General features: G+C 43.1%; 17 protein-coding genes. 10 read left to right on the top strand and 7 right to left on the bottom strand.

Annotation, left to right across the window (positions count from 1 at the left end):
- Positions 1-195: 195 nt before the first annotated feature.
- From htpG to ispH, 5 genes are all read right to left on the bottom strand, one after another.
- Positions 196-2,196 (bottom strand): molecular chaperone HtpG, encoded by a 2,001-nt coding sequence (gene htpG / locus JMW39_RS05610; protein WP_201544659.1) that lies wholly within the window; start codon positions 2,194-2,196, stop codon positions 196-198.
- A gap of 286 nt (positions 2,197-2,482) precedes the next feature.
- Positions 2,483-4,015: a catalase gene (locus JMW39_RS05605; protein WP_320157912.1), complete on the bottom strand. Its 1,533-nt coding sequence runs from the start codon at positions 4,013-4,015 to the stop codon at positions 2,483-2,485.
- Between the two features lie 414 nt (positions 4,016-4,429).
- A complete protein-coding gene (locus JMW39_RS05600; RefSeq protein WP_201544657.1) occupies positions 4,430-5,245 on the bottom strand; it encodes a thioesterase family protein in 816 nt (271 codons plus the stop codon).
- 123 nt (positions 5,246-5,368) lie between these two features.
- Positions 5,369-5,614, bottom strand: a complete 246-nt coding sequence (locus tag JMW39_RS05595; protein ID WP_201544655.1) for a hypothetical protein — start codon at positions 5,612-5,614, stop codon at positions 5,369-5,371.
- A 1-nt stretch (position 5,615) separates the two neighbouring features.
- On the bottom strand, positions 5,616-6,572 hold the full coding sequence (ispH, locus tag JMW39_RS05590; protein WP_201544654.1) for a 4-hydroxy-3-methylbut-2-enyl diphosphate reductase: 957 nt from the start codon (positions 6,570-6,572) through the stop codon (positions 5,616-5,618).
- 463 nt (positions 6,573-7,035) lie between these two features.
- On the opposite strand from ispH, the gene gmk reads away from it, so the two are divergent.
- The 6 genes from gmk to JMW39_RS05560 all read left to right on the top strand — a co-directional run bounded on the left by gmk (position 7,036) and on the right by JMW39_RS05560 (position 15,244).
- The gene (gene gmk / locus JMW39_RS05585) at positions 7,036-7,662 is read left to right on the top strand and encodes a guanylate kinase (protein ID WP_201544653.1); all 627 of its coding nucleotides are present in this window, start codon (positions 7,036-7,038) and stop codon (positions 7,660-7,662) included.
- A gap of 222 nt (positions 7,663-7,884) precedes the next feature.
- Positions 7,885-8,145: a DNA-directed RNA polymerase subunit omega gene (gene rpoZ, locus JMW39_RS05580; protein ID WP_201544652.1), complete on the top strand. Its 261-nt coding sequence runs from the start codon at positions 7,885-7,887 to the stop codon at positions 8,143-8,145.
- A 519-nt stretch (positions 8,146-8,664) separates the two neighbouring features.
- Positions 8,665-10,854, top strand: coding sequence for a RelA/SpoT family protein (locus JMW39_RS05575; protein WP_201544650.1), 2,190 nt, complete (start codon positions 8,665-8,667; stop codon positions 10,852-10,854).
- Between the two features lie 159 nt (positions 10,855-11,013).
- Entirely contained in the window at positions 11,014-11,394 is a 381-nt protein-coding gene (locus JMW39_RS05570) for a RidA family protein (protein ID WP_144296647.1), read from the top strand.
- Between the two features lie 148 nt (positions 11,395-11,542).
- A complete protein-coding gene (locus JMW39_RS05565) occupies positions 11,543-13,840 on the top strand; it encodes a primosomal protein N' (protein ID WP_201544648.1) in 2,298 nt (765 codons plus the stop codon).
- Positions 13,841-14,050: 210 nt separating this feature from the next.
- The gene (locus JMW39_RS05560) at positions 14,051-15,244 is read left to right on the top strand and encodes a cation diffusion facilitator family transporter (protein WP_201544646.1); all 1,194 of its coding nucleotides are present in this window, start codon (positions 14,051-14,053) and stop codon (positions 15,242-15,244) included.
- A 75-nt stretch (positions 15,245-15,319) separates the two neighbouring features.
- Here the strand turns inward: JMW39_RS05560 and JMW39_RS05555 are convergent, their stop codons facing one another.
- Positions 15,320-15,634, bottom strand: coding sequence for a hypothetical protein (locus tag JMW39_RS05555; RefSeq protein ID WP_201544643.1), 315 nt, complete (start codon positions 15,632-15,634; stop codon positions 15,320-15,322).
- A gap of 204 nt (positions 15,635-15,838) precedes the next feature.
- On the opposite strand from JMW39_RS05555, the gene JMW39_RS05550 reads away from it, so the two are divergent.
- Positions 15,839-16,543 (top strand): hypothetical protein, encoded by a 705-nt coding sequence (locus JMW39_RS05550; RefSeq protein ID WP_201544642.1) that lies wholly within the window; start codon positions 15,839-15,841, stop codon positions 16,541-16,543.
- Between the two features lie 75 nt (positions 16,544-16,618).
- Entirely contained in the window at positions 16,619-18,505 is a 1,887-nt protein-coding gene (locus JMW39_RS05545; protein WP_201544641.1) for a monovalent cation:proton antiporter-2 (CPA2) family protein, read from the top strand.
- 24 nt (positions 18,506-18,529) lie between these two features.
- Here JMW39_RS05545 and JMW39_RS05540 read toward each other — a convergent pair whose 3' ends face one another.
- Positions 18,530-19,459: a DUF2628 domain-containing protein gene (locus tag JMW39_RS05540; protein WP_201544640.1), complete on the bottom strand. Its 930-nt coding sequence runs from the start codon at positions 19,457-19,459 to the stop codon at positions 18,530-18,532.
- Positions 19,460-19,796: 337 nt separating this feature from the next.
- Between JMW39_RS05540 and trmB the strand changes: the two genes are divergently transcribed.
- On the top strand, positions 19,797-20,666 hold the full coding sequence (gene trmB, locus JMW39_RS05535; RefSeq protein WP_201544639.1) for a tRNA (guanosine(46)-N7)-methyltransferase TrmB: 870 nt from the start codon (positions 19,797-19,799) through the stop codon (positions 20,664-20,666).
- Between the two features lie 1,089 nt (positions 20,667-21,755).
- Positions 21,756-22,814, top strand: coding sequence for a recombinase RecA (gene recA, locus JMW39_RS05530; protein WP_201544638.1), 1,059 nt, complete (start codon positions 21,756-21,758; stop codon positions 22,812-22,814).
- The last annotated feature ends 1 nt before the right edge of the window (position 22,815 follow it).

The raw sequence follows: 22,815 nt of genomic DNA, 5'->3' as shown, positions 1-22,815 counted from the left end.
AATAGGGTTGAAAAGCAAGAAACCTAACTTAATAGTTTAGCCCGCTAATCTATCGCGATTGTAACGGATTGTCGGTCAAGAACATAAGGCTGATTTGTAAAATTCACTTAAAAAACACCCTAAATACTGATTAAAAATTTATTAAAAAAAAGAGGCCTTAGAATCAAGACCTCCTTTCTATTCAAACACTAAACATTATCTCATCAATAGCTCATTGACGCGTTTTAGATAGGCAGCGGGGTCTTCTAATTGACCACCATCTGCTAACAATGCTTGGTCAAAAATCACTTGTGCAAGCTTCTCAAAATCAGCGTCAGACTGCTCGCTACTCTCAAGCTTTTTAATCAATGGGTGATCAGGGTTGACCTCAAGCGTTGGCTTGCTTTCTGGTACGTCCTGCCCCATTTGCTTAAGCATCTGAATCATTTGTGGTGACAATTCTCCTTCACCAATGACTAGACATGCTGGACTATCAACCAAACGCGTAGATACTTTGACGTCTTTAGCACGCTCGCCTAATGCCGTTTTTAATTTATCAACAACAGGCTTCATGGTTTCTTGTGCTTTTTCCGCTTCGGCCTTTTCGGCTTCATCCTGCAAGTCGCCCAAATCAACCGCACCTTTGGCGATATTTTGCAGCGGTGTCTCATCAAATGAGGTTAAGAAGTTCATCGCCCATTCATCGACACGGCTGGTCATCAAAATAACTTCGATGCCTTTTTTCTTAAATAGCTCAAGTTGCGGGCTGTTCTTTGCTGCCGCCAAGTTATCAGCCGTTAGATAATAAATGGCTTTTTGACCGTCTTTCATCCGACCTTTATAATCTTCAAAGCTGGTCTCAACCTTATCGTTAGTGCTAGTCGCATAACGAAGCAATTTGGCAATACGCTCTTGGTTGCCCATGTCTTCGCCGAGACCTTCTTTGATAACATCACCAAATTCGCTATAGAACTGGGCAAATTTTTCTTGCTTATCACTGTCTTCGCTATTGGCCAAACTGGCAAGCAAGGTCAAAATACGACGGGCGTTACCATCACGGATTGATTTTACATCACGCGATTCTTGTAAGATTTCACGGCTGACGTTTAGTGGCAAATCGGCTGAATCAATCACCCCTTTAACAAAACGCAGGTACATCGGTAGCAGCTGCTCAGCTTCGTCCATAATAAAGACACGTTTGACATAAAGCTTTAGACCATGTTGCTGGTCACGAGTATATAAATCAACTGGTGCTTTTTTAGGAATATAAAGCAGCTGGGTATACTGAACACGGCCTTCGACACGGTTATGCGTCCATGCGAGTGGCGCATCCATATCATAGGTGATGTTTTTGTAGAAATCGACATACTCATCATCTTCAATCTCAGAGGCTGAACGTGTCCATAGCGCGCTGGCCTTATTGATAGTTTCCCATTCGTCCGTTAAGACCATTTGACCATTGGCAGGCGTGTCGCTTCCTTCTTCAACCTCATCTTCTTGCCAAACTTCTTTACGCATCTGAATCGGTAGACTGATATGGTCTGAATATTTATTCACCAAACGCTTGATTTTGCCACGGTCTAAGTAGCTGTCTTCGCCTGCTGAATATTCTTCTTTTAGATGCAAAGTGATAGCGGTACCGCGAGTTTCTTTGGTGATTGGCTCAACGGTAAAGCTACCGGTACCATCAGATACCCAGCGTACGCCTTTATCGACAGTCTCGCCTGCTTTGCGAGTTTCAACGCTAATGGTATCAGCGACGATAAAGCCTGAGTAGAAGCCAACCCCAAACTGGCCGATTAATTGACCATCTTGCTTTTGCGATTCAGACAATTTATCTAAGAAAGCCTTAGTACCTGACTTAGCAATCGTGCCTAAGTTCTCAATCGCATCGGCTTCATTCATGCCGATACCATTATCGGTAAAGGTAATGGTTTTAGCGTCTTCATCAACATTGATACGGATTCTTAACTCACCATCATCTTCATACAGACTGTCATCATTGGTCGCTTCAAAACGCAATTTATCACAGGCATCAGAAGCATTTGAGACCAACTCACGCACAAAGATATCGGCATTAGAATAAAGCGAATGCGTCACTAAATGCAGCAGTTGCGCCACTTCCGCTTCAAAGGTATGTTTTTTTAATTCAGGGGTGTCTTTATTAACATCAAGGTCATTAGCGTTTTTATTGTCCGCTTGGGTTTGTTCACTCATAAAAACTCCTATTATTGTTACCAAAACTGCTGTTGCCAGCAAACGTTAATCATAAAATTTCAAATACCAACAGTTTAGCGAATCTGCTTAATGAAACTACACTATAAATACTGTTAGGCTGCTTATACTAATAGGGGCACGGAAGAAAATTTCAAGCGCAAACAAATCAAACCAAGTCAAAAAAATCATTAGCCATAAAAAACCGCCCTAGTTTCCCAAGGCGGTTTTTTGATATTTAGTTAATAAACTGCTTTTGCTTAAAAATGACTCATTATTAAATTATCAACTATAAGCAGCTGGCCAAATGACGAGCTGGGTCAGATGCGCGAGCTTCCATCGCCTCGTCAACCGTTAAGCCTAGTGCTTTGGCAACGCCTTCGCCATATGCAGGATCACACCAGTTACAGTTACGAATATGACGATACTGAATAAAGTCCGGTACACCTGCCATATTATTAGCAGTATTTTCAAATAGCACTTGTTGCTGCTCAGCACTCATCAAATTAAACAACGCTCTAGGTTGGCTAAAATAATCGCTATCGTCTTCACGGAAATCATAATGCGCGGCATCGCCGTTAATCTTTAGTGGCGGCTCAGCATAGTCAGGCTGCTCTTGCCATTGGCTAAAGCTGTTTGGCTCATAGTGTGGGCGACTGCCGTAGTTATCATCAACACGGCCTTGACCATCGCGATGATTGCTCATCACAGGGCAACGTGGCTTATTCACCGGAATCTGCTGGTGATTAACCCCAACACGATAACGCTGCGCATCAGCATAGTTAATCAAGCGATTTTGTAGCATTTTATCTGGTGAAACGCTGATACCCGGTACTAAATTACTTGGGGCAAATGCGGCCTGCTCGACATCGACAAAGTAGTTATCAGAGTTTTTGTTTAATTCGAACTCGCCAACTTCAATCAGCGGATAATCGCCTTTTGGCCATACTTTGGTTAAATCAAACGGATGATAAGGTACAATGTCCGCCTCAGCTTCTGGCATGATTTGCACATACATTTTCCACTTTGGAAAATCGCCATTTTCGATGGCATCATACAAATCTTTTTGATGACTTTCACGATCCATACCAACCACATCTGTCGCTTCTGCATCGGTTAAGTTTTTGATACCTTGCTGTGTACGGAAATGGAATTTGACCCAAAAACGCTCATTGGCTTCATTCCAAAAGCTGTAGGTATGCGAGCCAAAACCATGCATATGTCTATACGATGCTGGCAGACCGCGATCACTCATAACGATGGTGACCTGATGGAAAGCTTCTGGCAGCAAGGTCCAAAAATCCCAGTTATTGGTTGCTGAGCGCATATTGGTACGTGGATCACGTTTGACTGCTTTGTTCAAGTCTGGAAACTTACGTGGGTCACGTAAAAAGAACACTGGGGTATTGTTGCCGACCATGTCCCAGTTACCTTCTTCGGTATAGAACTTTAACGCAAAACCGCGAATATCACGCTCGGCATCAGCGGCACCGCGCTCGCCTGCCACCGTACTAAAACGCGCAAACATTTCCGTTTGCTTACCGACTTCACTAAAGATAGCAGCGCGGGTATATTTAGTAATGTCGTTGGTGACGGTAAAGGTACCAAAAGCGCCAGAACCTTTAGCATGCATGCGGCGCTCTGGAATCACTTCGCGAACAAAGTTACCAAGCTTTTCATTTAGCCAAATATCTTGTGCCAATAGTGGTCCACGTTTGCCTGCGGTGAGACTATTTTGGTTATCAGCGACTGGTGCACCATTGCTCATGGTTAGCTGGGTTGGTGCATAAGGACATTTTTTATCGCTCATATCATTGCTCATAGTGATACTCCTTTGAAAACAAATGGATGAAAACAGAAAATCTATTCTGAATAAGCTTCTAGCAATAAATCTAGAATAGCGGTCAGTTTGTTCGAAAAATGGTAATTCTTTTTCATAATAACCTGTCAGTGTAATGATGTTGTGGTGCTTGTTGACTTATTAGCTACCATTACAACCGATTGGCATTGATTTGTATAATTAATTAACCACATGCTTTTGTTTTATTTTTCAGAACCACTAAGCGCATTTTTGATTTACCAAAAGGACTTTATTGCCTAGGAGATAATCTCAATAATAGCGATAAAAACGGCTGTTAGCTCAATATTGCAACTTCAAAGTGAATTGATTACATTCAATGATAATGAATTGATTCGCGCATAATTAAATAGTGCTTAATGAAATAGCGGCGAGCTTTTAGCGCGGCATTGGACGGATCGTTAAGATTTGCTCGCTGCGACCAAAAGGACCATGGATATCATGCAGCACGGCGCTGGTCAGCCCGATGCCATCAGCACCGTATTGTTGCACGGCTTCAATTCCAAGCCATTTACCTTGCGGCGCGCGATGCATATGAATTTGCAAATCCGTATTAGGGAACATCCATTGCAATTCTGATAAGCCAAGTCCCAGCCTTGGTACGACGCCATTGGCGGTATCGACCATACCCAGTAGATGCACCAAGTCATCGGTAGGTACGCCCTCTACCATATCGACATCGTTGGTGATCCATACCATGCCACGACCAGGACGACGGTCTGGAGCAGCCACTAAGCGCACGCTTTCGATAAAACCACCCGGCCAGCCTTTCATACCTTCCCAACTCGATAACTCTTCAGGCTTATGAATGGATTTTTGGTCTTCAAGTCCGGCAATCTCGCTGGTATCTTGCGTCATCAAGCGCCATGCGCGCGCAATAATCGCATCACGACCACGGCTGCTCATGACCGATTCAACCAGCTCAATCGTTCTGCCGGGACGAATACAGCGGGTGGTAATGGTAAAGTCATCAAGCGGAATCAAGCCTAAAATATCAAGGCTGATACGGGCAATACGCATATTTTCCTGCGGGGCATAACCGTTAAGCTCAGCAGTAAGCAAACCTGTCACTGGTGCCATATGCTGTTCATGCTCATTCCAAGCGCCTTGTGCATGCTTGGTTGGCTGATAATGGGCAACGCTGACACCGTCTTCTTGCTGTTCGCGTTTGATAAAATGATAATAAGCTGACATGAACACCCTTAATCTTTAATCCAATATTTCTTATTGATTTAGTACTTTTGACCGCTGTGATAATTCGGTAGCTTTGTTTTAACAGCTTCGTTTTGATGGTTAAATTTGGCTTACCTTCACCATTTATTTGCTGAGCTCTTGTTTTCTCATCATCAGCAATGTGCGACTTTTAGCCATTACGAATAGAAAAAAAGCCATGATGGCAATAAGCGCCCCATATAGCAGACTATAATCTCTCATAAACTGCGCGATATTCATAAAAAGCACCAATATCAGTATGACAATGGTGAACATATTGATTTTCAATTGCTTATTAACGTCATCAAGAGAGGCTTCTGCCAAGACGAATTTCTGTTTCTGCTTGTTCATGCTACTTACCTACTTGCGTGACCGGAATGCGTAAAGCTTTCGGCAAACTAAAAGTAACGTTTTCTTCGATACCTGACAGCTCGCTCGGTAAATCACCGCCCCAATCTTGCAACTGCTGCAGCACCTCTTGGATTAATATCTCAGGCGCTGATGCCCCAGCGGTCACACCGACACTCTGTATGCCGTCAAACCAACGTCTATCCATCTCGGTGGCATTATCAATCAGATAGGCACGACAATCCATGCGCTCAGCCAATTCACGCAAGCGATTAGAATTCGACGAATTCGGCGAACCAACCACCAAGACTACTTCACAGCGACCGGCTAAATCTTTGACTGCATCTTGACGATTTTGGGTGGCATAGCAGATATCGTCTTTGCGCGGACCTTGAATGCTAGGGAATTTTTCACGCAGCGCATCAATAACGCGTGCGGTATCATCCATCGACAAAGTTGTTTGGGTAACAAAGGCTAAGTGCTCAGCATTTTGGACACTCAAAGCTTCGACATCGCCTTCATTTTCGACCAAATGAATTTCACCACCATGGCGACGATTGAAACGCCCCATGGTACCTTCGACTTCAGGATGTCCTGCATGACCAATCAATACCGCATCCATACCGTCTTGGGCAAATTTCGCCACTTCGATATGTACTTTAGTAACCAATGGACAAGTCGCATCAAATACGGTCAAATCACGACGCTCAGCTTCATCTTCAACGGCTTTTGAGACGCCATGAGCCGAGAAAATAACAATCGAGCCGTCTGGTACTTCATGCAGCTCTTCAACAAAAACTGCACCGCGATTGGCCAAATCAGACACCACAAATTTATTATGGACGACTTCATGGCGCACATAAATAGGTGGCTCAAAACGTGTCAATGCTTCGTTCACTATCGCAATCGCGCGATCCACACCAGCACAAAATCCACGTGGATTGGCAAGATAAATTTGCATAATAGGGCCTATCATTAGATAATTTATGGTTAAAGCTCAACGTCAAACTGCTTTACATCAAAACTTGGGATAAAATCAATGCTCTACTTTAGCATAATTTGCTTTTATTGCCTTTGAAAATAGCCATGTTTCAAATTTACCGCACATTGACAAAGCACTTTTTTATCATAAAACACACAATAAATAAGGCTAAGTCATAAAAAGCCCTTTCTAATTAAAATAAAAGCCTTAAAAGCAGTTTATAATAAGGCATCTATTAACAATCAATAAAAATCTCTAGCGCCATACTTGATGGCGTTTTTTCTTTTTACCAGTTTTTAGCGCTTTATTAAAACAGTTTTGGGTCTTTTATTAGCAACATAGAATAAATTTTGCCAGCTCATATTTTGTTAATAAATGCTTCATTAGAATACATAGCATCAGAGCAGACTCCATTAGAAAACACTTCATTAGGGAATACTGTATGACAGGTTCATTATTTATTATTACTGCCGCCTCGGGTACAGGCAAGACTTCACTGGTAAAGCAATTATTGGCCACTACCAATGACTTGACGGTTAGCGTATCGCACACCACGCGCGCACCGCGTCCAGGTGAGATTGATGGTCATCATTACCATTTTACCGACGTTAATAAGTTTGTCACGGCTATCGGTGAAGGCAAGTTTTTAGAACATGCCGAAGTGTTTGGCAATTATTATGGCACCTCAGAGCAAAGTGTTCGTACGCAACTGGAAGCTGGCGTTGATGTTATCCTAGAGATTGATTGGCAAGGGGCGCTGCAAGTGAAAAAAATCTTCACCGATGCGACGATGATTTTTATCTTGCCGCCAAGTATCGCCACCTTACGTCAACGTCTATCGACGCGCGCACAAGATACGCTAGAAGTCATCGAGCAGCGTTTGTCTGGTGCAGTCACTGAGATGGCGCAATATGTGCATTTTGATTTTGTCATTATTAATGACAATTTTGAAGTGGCCTTGACTGAGCTAAAAGCCATTATCGTTGCTGACAGACAAACCCTTAAACGCCAACAGCAGCGTTATCATCGCACCATTACCAACTTACTCAATCCTAAAGTAGAAGAGTAGTCGGAAAAAGAGGCGAAGGTTAAAATGGCATTATCTACCCTCTTATCTAAGTATTGCGCGCGTCGCCTTCAATATAAGTAGCAGCAGATATAAAAAGCAACCACGCGCCCAAGCAAAAAATGCTATAATGCCTAACTATCACCCCTTTTGTATTTTTGATATTATTTTTATTGAGTGGCGGGCAAGCTCCGTGACTAATAAAAACAACCGAGGTAGCTATTTATGGCACGAGTGACGATTGAAGATTGTTTGGATAATGTTGATAATCGCTTTGAGCTGGTATTGGTCGCAAGCAAACGCGCCCGTCAGTTAGCCAAAGGTATCGCTGAACCATTGGTTGACGTTGATAACGACAAGCCTACTGTATTGGCATTGCGTGAAATCGCTGCGGGCAAAATCACCCGTGATATTTTAAATCAGCCAGATCACAACTTTGCGACAAACTCCTTAGATTTAGCTTTATCAGGCGATCATGGTTTTTAATGTTCTTTTATAATCAAGCTTTTTGAAACAGTACTTTTAAGGTCTTAGTTTGCTTGATCACTTTTCCAAGTGATGACATTTTTGATAAATAATAACCACAGCATAAGCTGTGGTTTTTTGGTTGTGACGCTATTATTATTTATAATACTCGTAAACCTGACAAGAACGAGAATACCAAACTATAAGCATTGAGTATAAATACCGAGCAAAAAGCGAGCACAAACTAAGCAATGAGCAGTTTTAACGTCCGCTTATAGCGAAATTCCTACCATTCAGTCGGAATTTCTTAATTTTTGCATAGCCTACTCGCTTAGCAGTTGACATTGAAGGCGATTTACGATTAATTAGAGGGTGGTCTGCCCGTTTTTTAGCTTTGCGCTTTTAAGCTTTTGTAGCTTAGGTCAGTCAGCATTCATTCAGTCACCATTTACCCAAACAGTCCAGCACCGATAAACTGTCTCGCATCGACAAATCCTCCTGAACTGGCAAATAGGTATTGGAAAATAGGATCGCCGCTTTATGAGTCAAACCTTACCCAAACTCAGTCATCCTTTAGTCGATGACGCTCAATATAATCTGCTGCGCTCAGTAGGTTATCTCACTGCGGCTGAACGTAGTGATATTATTGATGCCTGTGAGTTCGGTGATATTGCGCATATCAAAGACAAGCGTAAATCAGGGGAGCCTTATATCACCCATCCGATTGCCGTTGCCGAAATATTGGCAGGTTTTCGCTTGGATCGCGATACGATTATTGCGGCAATTCTCCATGATACGGTCGAAGATACCGAGGTCACGGCTGAGCAGATTGAGCAGCGTTATGGCAAAATAGTGGCAAGACTGGTCGATGGCGTCACCAAATTAAAATCATCAACCCATAATAAACAAGAAAATAAAGCGGCTACCTTTCATAAAATCTTGACGGCCACCCTTGCCGACCCGCGTGTACTGATTATCAAACTATCTGACCGCTTGCATAATATGTCGACTTTGGATGCGGTACGTCCTGAAAAACAGCGCACCACGGCACAAGAAACCTTGGATTTTTATGTGCCCTTTGCACGCTTAATGGGTCTCAATGACATTGCCGACTATATCGAAGTGCTTTGTTATCGTAACCTTGATTCTGAAATGTATAACAAGATCTCTGATAAGCTACTACAACATGGACTTGGGCGCAATTTTCAAAGAGAAGCCATTCATCGCTATTTAAGTATTGTTCTTAATAATCTTGATCTTAATGGCATGGTTAAAGTCTTAGACAATCGCGTCGTTATCTTCCGGCAGTTTTTCCGTAATCGCGGTGAAATCAATGCCCTACTGCGCCATTATGCATTTGAGATTGTCCTTGATAATATCGAAGCCTGTGACAAGCTTGCTTATTATCTGATTAAAAAGTATCAGATTGATGACAGTCATATCGCTGATAATATTCGCCGGCCGCTGCCCGGTGGCAATCAGTCGCTGACCCTTATCTATGAGCGCGATAATGACTTTGTTAAAGTCACCATTTTAACGAAGCAAATGCAGAACGCTGCAAGGCTTGGCGTTATTGGCGCAGAACATGCCTCCGACGTCAGTCAATCGGTCATTCAAGCGTCATTACGCAATATGAAAGACTTGGTCGACGATGAAGACAGCTTAAATGAAGATAGCCCCGACTTTTCAGCGGCGGTCTCCACCATTAATGAGCTGATGGATTATCTGCACTCGAGTAAAATCATCTGCTACAGTCCACAAGGGCGTGCTTATGAGCTACCACAGGGCGCAACCGCGCTAGACTTTGCCTACGCCGTAGGGCCTATGGTCGGCAATGTCGCCGTCGGTGCCAATGTTGATAATAAACACGCAAAACTTGGTACCGTGCTTAAAAACGGACAGTTGGTCGAGATTGAGGTCAATAGTCACTCTGAACCAAAAGCGGAATGGTTAGGCTTTGTAGTCACCAATAAAGCGCGGGTTGAAATTCTACGCTGGTTTAAAGACTTATCTGCCGCCGATAAGCAGCATCACGGCATGCAAGCCTTAGATAGAGCATTAAAAACCTATCAAAAAAGTCTTGATGATTTAAGCGAAAGTGATTGGAAAAACCTCATCGAATGGCGTGGACTGACTGAAAAATCGGCGCTATTTGAACAGATAAGCTCAGGTACACTATTGCCGCAATTGGTGGTTACGCGTTTGTTTAGCGATGAAGTTTGTGATATTCAATCGCAAGAGAGCGTTGATGATATGACCCAACCGCAGCAATTGATTGTCAATGCTTCAGGCGTTGAGCTTGATTTTGCCAATTGCTGTCACCCCATTTATGGCGACCCTATCGTCGGCCATTTATCTCGTCATGGTCTGGTTGTCCATCGACATAAATGCTTTTCATTGGACGATATCCGTAAGGACAATCCTTATCAGGTTATCCAATTACGCTGGCGCAATGATAAAGCAATTAAGCAGAGCAACTCAGAAGAACATGGTAGTAAAGTTCGTTTCCCCGCTTATCTTAAGCTCTCAATCGCCTTAAGTGATGAGCAAATCAGCGAAGTGATTTATCATTTGCGCCAGTTAAATATCGGGGTCGAAAAGGTCGATGTGCGTAGCAGCGATACTATTATTCATATCGTGGTACGTAGTCGCAATCATTTAGCGCAAGGTATTCGCGAACTCCGCTCGCTACTCGGATTCCCTAATATTATCCGGCTATATCAATTATAAAAGCAGTTAAAATAAATGTTAAAATCCATATTTTTTATCCATACCTTTTAAACGTTAGGCTTCAGCCTATGTATTTAATTTTAAGCGTTTAACGCAGCCTAAAAGTTATTGCTAACTTTTCAACCAAATAAACATTAAAGAATATCATAAGGATATTATATGACTCGTCAAACTATTCAAACCGATAAAGCCCCAGCCGCCGTTGGCACCTATTCACAAGCGGTAAAAGTAGGTAATACTGTTTATATTTCAGGGCAGTTAGGTTTTGATCCTGACACTATGGAGTTAAAAGAAGGCTTTGAAGCACAAGCGAAGCAAGTATTTGCAAACATTAAAGCCATTTGTGAAGCAGCTGGCGGCAGCTTAAATGATGTGGTTAAATTCAACGTCTCTTTAACCGATTTAAATGACTTTGCCGCGTTAAACGAAGTATTCGTCGCTAATTTAAGCGAACCATACCCTGCCCGCGCAGCCGTCCAAGTCGCCGCACTACCTAAAGGCGGTGTGGTTGAAATTGAATCTATTATGTATATTGAATAAGACGGTTATTGAGCTTTGTTAAGCTCTACGGTTTTATGTGAAATGATAATAAGCTTAGCATCATGCTAAGCTTATTAGTCTCCATCTATTTGTATTTTAACCTTTCTTCCTAATCCCCGTTCACCTGATAAGACTGCGAAGCCCTTTTATGTTGCTACAAGTTGCGCTACCCGTGCCCCTTTATCGGGTGTTTGACTACAGCTTACCCGCAGAGACTAACGCTTTGCCGAATATAACCTCCGCTCATATACCGCCTATTGGTAGCCGTGTCGAAGTCTCCTTTGGTCGTCAAACCTTAATCGGTATCGTTATTGCTCATATTGCTGCAACAGATAGCGACGCACCTCTTAATAAGCTCAAACCTATTAATAAATACTTGGATGCTGAGCCTATTTTGGATACCAGTATGCTAAAGCTGGCGCATTGGCTGGCGCGCTATTATCACTATCCGCTCGGTGACGTCTTAGCGGTTATGTTGCCAACTCTCGTTCGCCAAGGTAAGCCGCTGGATTTACTGATTACCCATTGGCGAATTTTGCCACATGTAAACGACGACGACTTTCGCGCCAATGCAAAAAAGCAAAAGCAACAATTTGATATGCTTAAACTACACGGCGAGCACGGCGCTAGTGAAGATATTTTGCTGTTAGAAGGGATGCAGCGCAGTTTTTTAAAAGCGTTAGAAGAAAAAGGCCTTATCGAGCGCTATATTCAAAACAAACAAGCACCTGCTCCTGTTAAATTGGCAACCATGCCACTTGAGCTTAATGAAGAGCAAGAGCTTGCCGTTACCGCGATTATTGCTGCTCATGAAGCTAAGCAATATACGGGGTTTTTATTAAACGGTATTACCGGTAGTGGTAAGACCGAAGTCTACTTGCAGGCGATGCAAGCAGTCTTAGAAGCCGGCAAGCAGGTATTGATATTAGTACCAGAGATTGGACTAACCCCTCAGACGCGCGCGCGCTTTGCCAGTCGTTTTGCCGCTTATATTGTCTTATTGCATTCGGGCATGAACAATACCCATCGCTTGCAAGGTTGGCAAGACTGCCGTACCGGTCATGCGCAAATCATCATTGGAACGCGCTCAGCGGTACTATATCCCTTTGCAGATTTGGGCTTAATTGTCGTGGATGAAGCACATGATGGCTCTTATAAGCAGCAAGATACGTTGCGCTATCATGCCGCCGACGTGGCGCTTTATCGTGGATTACAAGCCAATATCCCTGTCGTACTTGGTACCGCTACCCCGTCTCTTGAGCATTTAAAACTGGTCGATGATGGCAAGCTGGTAGAGTGCCTACTGCAAACTCGCCCCGGTAATGCCAAGCTTGCCAGCATGCAGCTGATTGATGCACGCTTGCAAAGTACCCATCAACAAACGACGGACGCAGGCGCACGCTATGATACTGGTCTGACCGATGCGCTTATTGGCGCGATACGGCAAACGCTAGAAGCGGGCGATCAAGTATTGATATTCTTAAATCGTCGTGGCTATGCGCCAGTTCTGTTATGCGAAGCTTGTGGTTGGCAGGCAGATTGTCCGCGCTGTGATGCGCATTTAACGGTTCATTACAATAGCAAATCGCAATCTAATTCCTATTCAAGCAGCTCCTATTTAAAATGCCACCACTGCGATTGGCAAGCTTATATTCCAACGATTTGCCCTGATTGTGGCAGTCAAAATTTGGATGCCAAAGGGATGGGGACGACAAGACTTAGCGAAAACTTGCATGCGATTTTTGCGAATCCGCAAACCAGTAAAGCGCTGTATCCCATTATCCAAATCGATCGCGATACCACCAGAAATAAAGACAGCTGGGAGAATATCTATCAGCGTATCAATGAAGGCAAGCCTGCTATCTTAGTCGGTACGCAAATGGTCGCCAAAGGTCATCACTTTCCCAATGTTACCTTGGTTTGTTTACCCAATGCTGATCGTGGTTTTTTATCCGCCGATTTTCGCTCGCCAGAACATACCGCACAATTAATGATTCAAGTAGCAGGACGTGCCGGTCGCGGTGATAAATCGGGGCGCGTACTGATTCAAACCTTGCAACCCGATAATGAGCTGTTATTAAAATTGGTAAAAGATGGTTACTTATCATTCGCACGCGAGCTATTGCAAGAACGTAAAATGATGGGCTTACCGCCGCAAAGTTATGCTGCCTTGATACGCTGTGAAGGCAAGACTCTCGCCACCACGACGCAAGCACTTAAAGATGCGATTGCCATTTTACCAAATGGGCATAATCTTGCTGTCCTCGGTCCTATCGATGCGCCGATGAGTAAAAAGAACAGTCGCTACCATGTGCAATTGCTGCTGTTAGGCAAAGACAGACAGCAATTGCATCGAGTATTAAATCATTGGTGGCAACCCGTCCTTGCTCTGCCAAGCGCCAAATATCTTAAGCTGACCTTGGATATTGACCCTGTTGGCTGGTAACTTCCAACTATTACTCTTTAAGCCCAACTACTACTCTATAGCTAGCCGTCAATAAAGAACGTTATGCAAAATCAGCAATTCATCGTTTACCGCCTAGATACAGCAAGCATTTATTAAATGTGCTAAATTCTTTATATCTGTCTGGTTTATGCTCAGCAAGCAAAGCTTTATAAACCATCCATTTCACCTTTTATCATCCTGAGTGTTGTTATGAATCAAAACCATCCAAACCCTGAAAAACATGACCATTCTCATGAGAATGCTGCGGCTGATAACCATAATCACGGTCAAAAGGATGAAGAAGGTCATTATACTAAAGACAGTTATACTGATCATAATCAAGACAATCATGACCACGATGAGCACCTAGAACAGACGGTTGCACCACGCGATACCAAAGGCTATCAGCGTACTTTGCTGTTTAGTTTTATCATTATTACTATCTATATGTTTGTCGAAGCCATCGGCGGCTGGCTCACTGGTAGTTTGGCGCTACTGTCTGATGCTGGTCATATGCTCAGTGACGCGGTGGCCCTTGGCGCGACGTTAATGGCATTTAAGATTGGTGAAAAAGCCGCAACGCATCAAAAAACCTTTGGTTATAAACGCTTTGAGATTTTAGTGGCGACGGTCAATGGTGCGACGTTGGTTATTATTGCCATCATGATTTTTTATGAGGCAATTAAGCGCTTTAATTCGCCGCCTGAGATTGCGACCCAAGGCATGCTTATCGTTGCCACCATTGGTATGTTGGTCAACATTTTAGTCGCTTGGCTGATGCACCGTGGTAGTCGTGGCGGAGATGCACATGGTCACAGTCATGCAGGCAGTAACGAGAGCAGTCAAGGGAAAAATGAAGGTAAAGCACCGGTCAATCTTAATATGCAAAGTGCTTATTTGCATGTCTTGAGCGATTTGATGGGATCCGTTGCCGCTATCGTTGCCGCGCTTTTGATGATGAGTTTTGGTTGGGTTTGGGCGGATGCGGCGGCCTCGGTAATTGTCGCCATACTGATTTTATTTAGTGGTTACCGCGTCGTCCGCGATTCGGTCCATATCTTGATGGAAGGCACACCAGAAGGCATATTGCTGGTGGAGGTCGAAGACAAACTACTCGCCCATCCGCAAGTACGGCAAGTCCATGACCTGCACGTTTGGAGTATCACCAGTGGTCTAAATGCCCTATCATGCCACGTGGTCGTCGACGGCGAAATGAGTATTTATGAATCTAGTATCTTGATTACCAATTTAGAGCAAAGCCTCCTTGAACTTGATATTCACCACGCAACCATTCAAGTTGAAAGCTTAGCGCATCCGCAAACCAAGACCCATAGCGATGCCTTAGTTTGCGATATCTCACAGCAGGCGACTGATGCTAACAGTCATATTGGTCACAACCATTAAGCATAAGAAATTAAATATTAAAAACCCTATCTTTCATATAAGTATTAATTAAAACGTCGCCTACTTATTTGTCAGTTATGAGCGACGTTTTATCAAGTAACGCTTTATAAAGTGATGCCCATAACGCAGCATTATATAAATTATCCAAAGTGCTGTTATTAGCCAAATACCTAATCCCAATCCTAACAGCATCATGCGAATCCAAAAATCTAGCGCACCGTCCATAATATGCGGCAGATAAGCTGGTCCCATATTTGACGCAATTAGCAACCAAAATCCAAATAGCAGTGCCAGTCCTGCACAGATAGCTTTTAAAATTATTTTGCCAAAAGTTATTAATAAGCTGCGCCAGTCATTATGATTGGGAGAATATTTTAAGCCATTATTCACAATAATAGCTCCTAATAAAGAAACTTAAAAAAGATAACTAAAAATGTCTAATTTTAAATAAGCTTATATCACGCGGGTTTTTATCATTGTAATCGGATGTTAAAAAATCATGGGAAATTTTGCCGCGTCGCCATATTTTTCATCTAAATTCTGTATACTTAAGGCCTAAGACCCTTATTCATAACCAATTGATGACCTTCTGCCATGTCGAGACGCTCAGCTCCTTTCGTTGCTCCAAGCTACATTGATGACCCTATCTCAAGCGAGGGTAAAAAACATGCCAAAGCATTGTTATCAACGTTGCAAGAAGATATTGCCAGCTTTCGAGATGAGCAGTTTCCGCCTGATATTTTGCGTCAAATTCGTGATATGCCGATTTATGAAGGCAATTTAGCCGAAGTCCAAGCCTATCAGCAGCGTTGGCATAATCTGCTTGAGCGCGCAATGGCTTTTTATCCGGCGGCTAACCTACCACCCGACTATCTGCCGCTACCAGCCAGCCTTGAGATACCGCAATTTATCTATCATGTGCAAAGGCTACATCTGACCAAGACCCGTGCCAAAGAATCCAAAAGCTTTGGGTCGGTCGGTGCGCTTACTGATAAATGTGGCAATTACAGCACTGATGAAATCGCCCGTATGAGCGCCATATTTGATAATGATGATGAGGCGCGTTTGGTAGCACATCGTGAATTTATCGATTTGCGCGCGTATGTATTTTGCCGTGATAACAAAGGTGAGATGCTAGAGCCTGAGCGCGTGCGCTTTTATCGCACTGGGCTTATCGTTCATGCCCTGCCCGATTTTAAAATTGTCGATAGCCGCCAGACTCCGCGTAAGCGCCGTAACGATGCTTATAGCAATGCGCTGGCAGATAATGGCGTGTGGAAGATTTATCGTAAAAAATAAACCTGCAAAAATGTTTTTGCTTATTGGCCTACCTTGTTTTACTGCTTATTTTATCGTTACTGCTAAGGATTCCAGATGCTCGCTGCCGCCGCCGGCTCACCAAATTTAATGTTACAAGCTACGATTTTCTTGGGAGCAGCGCTACTGTTTGTACCACTGGGTAAGCGTTTCGGTATTGCGACAGTGTTGGGGTATTTGATTACTGGTCTGATATTAGGCCCCAGTGGTTTAGATGTCGCAGGCGATGCGGAAAGCTTATTACACTTTTCTGAGTTCGGCGTGGTCATGTTGTTGTTCATCATTGGCCTTGAGCTGCAACCCTCGCGCTTATGGGCGCTACGGCGTTCAATATTTGTCCTCGGTGGCTTACAAGTTGGTCTGACCGGCACGCTATTAATGTCGCTGTTACACCAGTTTTTTGCCTTGCCGCTCGATACCGCTTTTATCGTTGGTTTCGGTCTTGCGCTGTCATCTACTGCCTTTGTTCTGCAAATCCTGACGGAAAAACAGCAGCTTTCTAGTACTCATGGCCGCGAAGCCTTTACGATTTTATTATTCCAAGATATTGCCGTTATTCCTTTATTAGCGGTCATTCCGTTTTTGTCAGGGGTACGTGAGCAAAGCTACGATTTGATTTATTTTGGCAAGGTTTTCGCGGTTTTTGCCGGACTTATCTTTGCCAGCCGCTATATCATCCGACCTTTCTTTAAATTCGTGGCATCCAGTGGCGCATCAGAACTCTTAACCGCCGTCGCCCTATTTATCGTCATGGGCGTGTCTATTTTGATGGGGCAAATTGGTTTATCGATGGCATTGGGTGCATTTTTAACTGGGGTTTTGTTAGCAGATTCTGAATATCGTCACGAATTGGAAGCCAGTATCGAGCCGTTTAAAGGGCTACTACTAGGACTGTTCTTTATGTCGGTCGGTATGCTCACCGATGTTAAACTCATTTTAGCAAAGCCTATTTTTATCATCGGCTGTGCCATGGCGTTGATGATGATTAAATTTGGTGTTATTACCGCTATTGCAAAAGTATCTGGCAATCGCTGGCCGACCAGTATCCGATTGGGCGTCACCCTTGCGCAAGGTGGTGAATTTGCCTTTGTGTTATTCAGTGTGGCCACAGCGCAGAATGTCTTGCTCCCTGAACTTGCCAATACCCTAAACCTTATCGTCACCATATCCATGGCACTCACGCCACTGGCATTTTTACTATTAGAAAAAATCGGTGAGCCACTATTTGCTAAAAGCAAACCAAGCCGCGAATACGATACGATTCCCGACGATGAGCATCAGGTCATTATTGCTGGTTTTGGGCGTGTCGGTCAGATTATTGGTCGGGTGCTACGTATGCACAATATCGAATTTACGGCGATTGAGCGCTCGGCAAATCGTGTCGATTTCGTGCGTAAATTTGGTAACCAAGTTTATTATGGCGATCCAAAAAACCCCGAGATACTACGCGCCGCTGGTATCAAAAAAGCACGCGTCTTTATTCTCGCTATCGATGATGTGGAGCGCTCTATCACCACCGCTCAATATTTGCGTAAAAACTATCCCGATATGATTGTTTTAGCGCGCGCCCGTGACCGCCAGCATTATTACCGTTTACGTGAAGTCGGTGTACGTCATATTTGGCGTGAGACCTATTTATCGTCTTTAGATATGTCGCGTGAATCGCTACAGTTACTCGGTATCTCACCGGAAAAAGCGCGCGAAACCGTCCAAACCTTCCGTGATTATGACGACGATTTGATTGAACGCCAGCAAGCGATTTATGACGATGAAGCCAGTATGATTGAATCGGCACAATCAGCCATAGCGGAGCTTGAGAGTTTATTTGATGAAGATATCGATAAAGCCCGTAAAATGGATTTAAGCGATTTTTATGACGCGCTAAAAAGCCAATCAACACCTGCCGATGGAAAAGATGATCTGACTGCTGACTCTAAAAATTAACCACTATTTCCTTTTAATAATCAATTAATCTTCAATACAGCTTTGAGGTGCTTGTCTTTTATTTAGCGAGGTCATACAGCGCCAATTATCGCTATCGGGCACATGATAGAAGACCAGCGTCTGCTCATTTAAATAACGTAATGGAAACTTAACGTTTTGAATAGTGGCAATGACCGCGCAATCGGTGTTTGCCACGCCCGCAGCTTTGGTATCGACAGCGATATTTACTTGGTGCGTACCCATATCTAGAGGCAGGTTAAGTGGACACTGCCCCGTTTGCCCATAAGTCAGCGCCACACGATTTTGTGCTGTTTTAGCGGTATCATAGGTATCAAACAACACTTCATTTTCTTTGGGCTTGGCGACAATGGGTAAAAACTGCACCTTTATTACCATTAACGCAAAAGCAAAAAATCCAAAGCCTAAACCCAAGCCAAATAAGCTCACCCCGCCTTCTTTTTGCAAATGTGCTTTTTGCGCTGCTTCATCGCGCGGATAATCATTGATAGCATCAGCAATCTCGCGCCGTGCCATGCGGTAATAATAAGCGTCCGTCCAACGTGCGACCATAAATGACCAAAATAGCCAAATCAGCGCCGCAATAGCAATACGAATGGCCATCTGGTAAGCATCGGCAATATACGGCATCGCGACAAACTCAACCGCCACCAATACCAGCGCCACATTAAGCTGGATAAATGACCAGCCTGCAACGCTATAAACAATCGCATCCATATAACGCTTACGATACAGCAGCCAAGGGAAAGTCACAAAAAATGCCGCCCAGTGCCATTTTGGAGACAGATAACCTTGCTTATCAAACTCCTCAAAGCGCTTAAGATAATACGACTGGCTACGCTGACTGATAAACCATTTATCCAACTGTTGACGCTTTTGAGGCGTGAGCTGTTCTTGATAAAATGGGGGCGGCGAATCCGTCTCGATAAATAACATAATAATAAGCCTTACTTGTTATTAAGCAGAAATTTTAACGCAATGATTCTTATGAAATATTTTTCATTAAAATATTCTTACTAAATGGCTATGTTTGATAATTATTTTTAAATGACGCTTACTATATGATAACGCCAAAAGCCCTCCGTAGAAAACCCATATATATGAAACCTGACTATAGAAAAAATAGATTTCTAGCATTGCATTTCATAGAAAAGCCATAGAAATAGATGAAAGTTATGGCAGGCTCGCTAAAATTGGATTGTGCGTTCACAGTGGTCACGATTTCACTTATAATGAGGCAACTTTACCCACTTAATTAAGCCTTGTTAATCCTATGAGTCAACATTCTGATATCAATGAAAACATCAATAGTACTAATACTACTGATGAACAAAACCCTAATACTACGAATAACATGAGCACCATGAACTCAGCAACTCACACTGCCACTAGCGTTGATGCCGATTCTAACAGCCAATCTGAGCCTACAGAGGGTAAACACATTCGTATCGTTAATACCTTTATGAAACGCCGTACACATATGAATAAAAATGCGGAACTGGCACTGACTGCGCCAGAGTTTGCGCATTACTTAGTCAATAACAGTTTCGGTGATGGCAATCTTGATGGCATCGATGATTTGCGAGCGCTATTCGCAGATAGCCCTAACGGCAGTGCAGCGCCTCTCACTTTAGAGATTGGTTTTGGACTAGGTGATTCATTTATCGAGATGGCCGCTGCTGAGCCGACGCGTAATTTCGTTGGCGTTGAAGTCCATGAGCCAGGTATCGGTAAATGCGCTTATATGGCAGGTACTCAGGGTCTAACCAACGTTAAAATCATTAACGGTGATGCTATCCAATTACTTAAGCAGTTACCAGAAAACCATATTGATCGTATCCAGCTTTACTTCCCTGACCCGTGGCAAAAAAAGCGCCATTATAAACGCCGTTTTGTTAGCCCTGAGCGCATGGCGATTGTCACGCGCAGCTTAAAGCAAGGCGGCTGGTTCCATACGGCGACTGACTGGGAGCATTATGCCTTTTGGATGGTTGAAGTACTGGATGGTTTTGCAGGCCTGACCAATCAAGCAGGCGCAGGTAATTTCACTGACCGTCCTGACTTTCGTCCAATGACCAAGTTTGAGCGCCGAGGGTTAGAGCGCGGACATGGCGTTTGGGATTTAATCTATATTAAAGACTGATCTCGATAGCACTACCCTAGCGATGTTGCTATATAGCGGCTAAGATACTAATAATGTACTTAGCCGCTTTTTTGTGGCTGAATACCTATCCCGCCCTACTTCATCTGTTGATATATAAGGCTTCGCACGCTGTGCTAGCTAATTTTAAATCATTAATGCCTTTAAATGCGGCCTTTATATCCACTAGATACCCGCTAGCCATATGTGAAACATAGGCATTAGACGTTAACTTTACCCCCTAAATTTAAAGTTGCAAAAATAGAAATAGTCTATATTTGGCTTACAGCCGATATTTCATATCTGCGCAAACATTGGTAGTACAAGGGCTTCATGAGTTCTCCCCATAAGCTGTGGATAACCCTGTGTATAAGTCGCTACTTGACAAGCATTTTCCTAGGCAGCTTAAAGGGTTAGGTAAAATCGTTCATTTTTTGTACAATTTTTAAAGCTATGTAAATCAACAACTTAAATTTTATTTGAAAGAAAAATAATATATTTTTAATATTTTTCAAATTAATTTTATCGCTAAGGATGTTTCACAAGCGCTGAATAAAAATGCTTTTTTTATTGTGGACAACTCGTAAATATATTGACAAATAAGCCTATTATAAAGTTCGAAACTAAGAGAAAAATCAAGCTTATTTTATGAGTATTCTTATAAAACACCATACGACACTCACTGTCGTTTAGCCTCTTAGCAGCCTCAATATTTACCTTGGATTTTGTTATAATAGCCTTATCTAATCAACAGTGATATAAAATAGGATAGCTTAAAAACTACGTGGAAAGCATGTGCTAACTAAGCTCACTGCTATTATTATGCTCATTTAATAGCAAAAATCATGAACTTTTTTTTGCTTTTCTCATTATTGAATTTTACTGTATAGTAGGGTGATATATTCGATATCACCGTCTTCAACCTAATATCTCCAACCACCTCGACTTTGTTTAAAAATCTCTCTTACTACTGTTTGAGTCTGTAAGCTAACCCATTGAGCAAAGCGTCTGTGATGGATAGTTCTAAATAACCAGTACATTTATTAGCCTTACTCATTATTTACACTTATTATTAATAACAAGGAGTCCTATATGGACGAAAATAAAGCCAAAGCTCTCAAAGCCGCACTTGGTCAAATCGAAAAGCAGTTTGGTAAAAACACCATCATGCACCTAGGCGATGACTCAGCTATTATGGATGTGGATGTGGTATCAACAGGCTCATTGGGTCTAGATATTGCGCTTGGGATTGGCGGTTTACCAAAAGGTCGTATCGTTGAGATTTACGGTCCAGAAAGCTCGGGTAAAACGACCATGACCTTACAAGCAATTGCAGAATGCCAAAAGCAAGGCGGCGTCTGTGCCTTTATCGATGCTGAGCATGCACTAGATCCAGTTTATGCGCGCAAGCTTGGCGTGAACACTGATGACCTACTACTTTCTCAGCCTGACAACGGTGAGCAAGCGCTTGAGATTACCGATATGTTGGTACGCTCAGGGGCAGTTGATATGATCGTCATTGATTCCGTGGCTGCTTTGACGCCGCGCGCAGAGATTGAAGGCGAAATGGGCGACTCACACATGGGTCTGCAAGCACGTTTGATGAGCCAAGCCTTGCGTAAAATTACTGGAAACGCCAAACGCTCAAATTGTATGGTGGTGTTTATCAACCAAATTCGCATGAAAATCGGTGTGATGTTCGGTAGCCCTGAGACCACCACTGGTGGTAATGCGCTGAAATTCTACGCCTCAGTACGTATGGATATCCGCCGTATCGGTGCAGTTAAAAATGGTGATGAAATCATCGGCAACCAAACCCGTGTCAAGGTAATTAAAAACAAGATGGCGCCTCCATTCCGTCAAGCAGAGTTTGAAATTACTTATGGCGAAGGTACTAACCATTTAGCTGAAGTGATTGACTTGGGTGTTGAGATTGGTGCAGTGGGCAAAGCCGGCTCTTGGTATAGCTATGGCGATGAAAAAATCGGTCAAGGTAAAGCCAATTCGGTACTGTTCCTAAAAGAAAACCCTGCGATTGCACAAGAAATCGAAGCCAAAATCCGTGAGGAAAAACTTGGATCCAAAAAAGAAGCCAAAGCCACAGATACTAATGAAGCCGATGTAGAACTTGCTTCTGAACCTGTTCAATAAC

Origin of the sequence: Psychrobacter immobilis, assembly GCF_904846175.1 — a bacterium.
GTDB classification, from domain to species: Bacteria; Pseudomonadota; Gammaproteobacteria; order Pseudomonadales; family Moraxellaceae; genus Psychrobacter; species Psychrobacter immobilis_E.
This window is presented reverse-complemented; position numbering and strand designations above follow the sequence as displayed.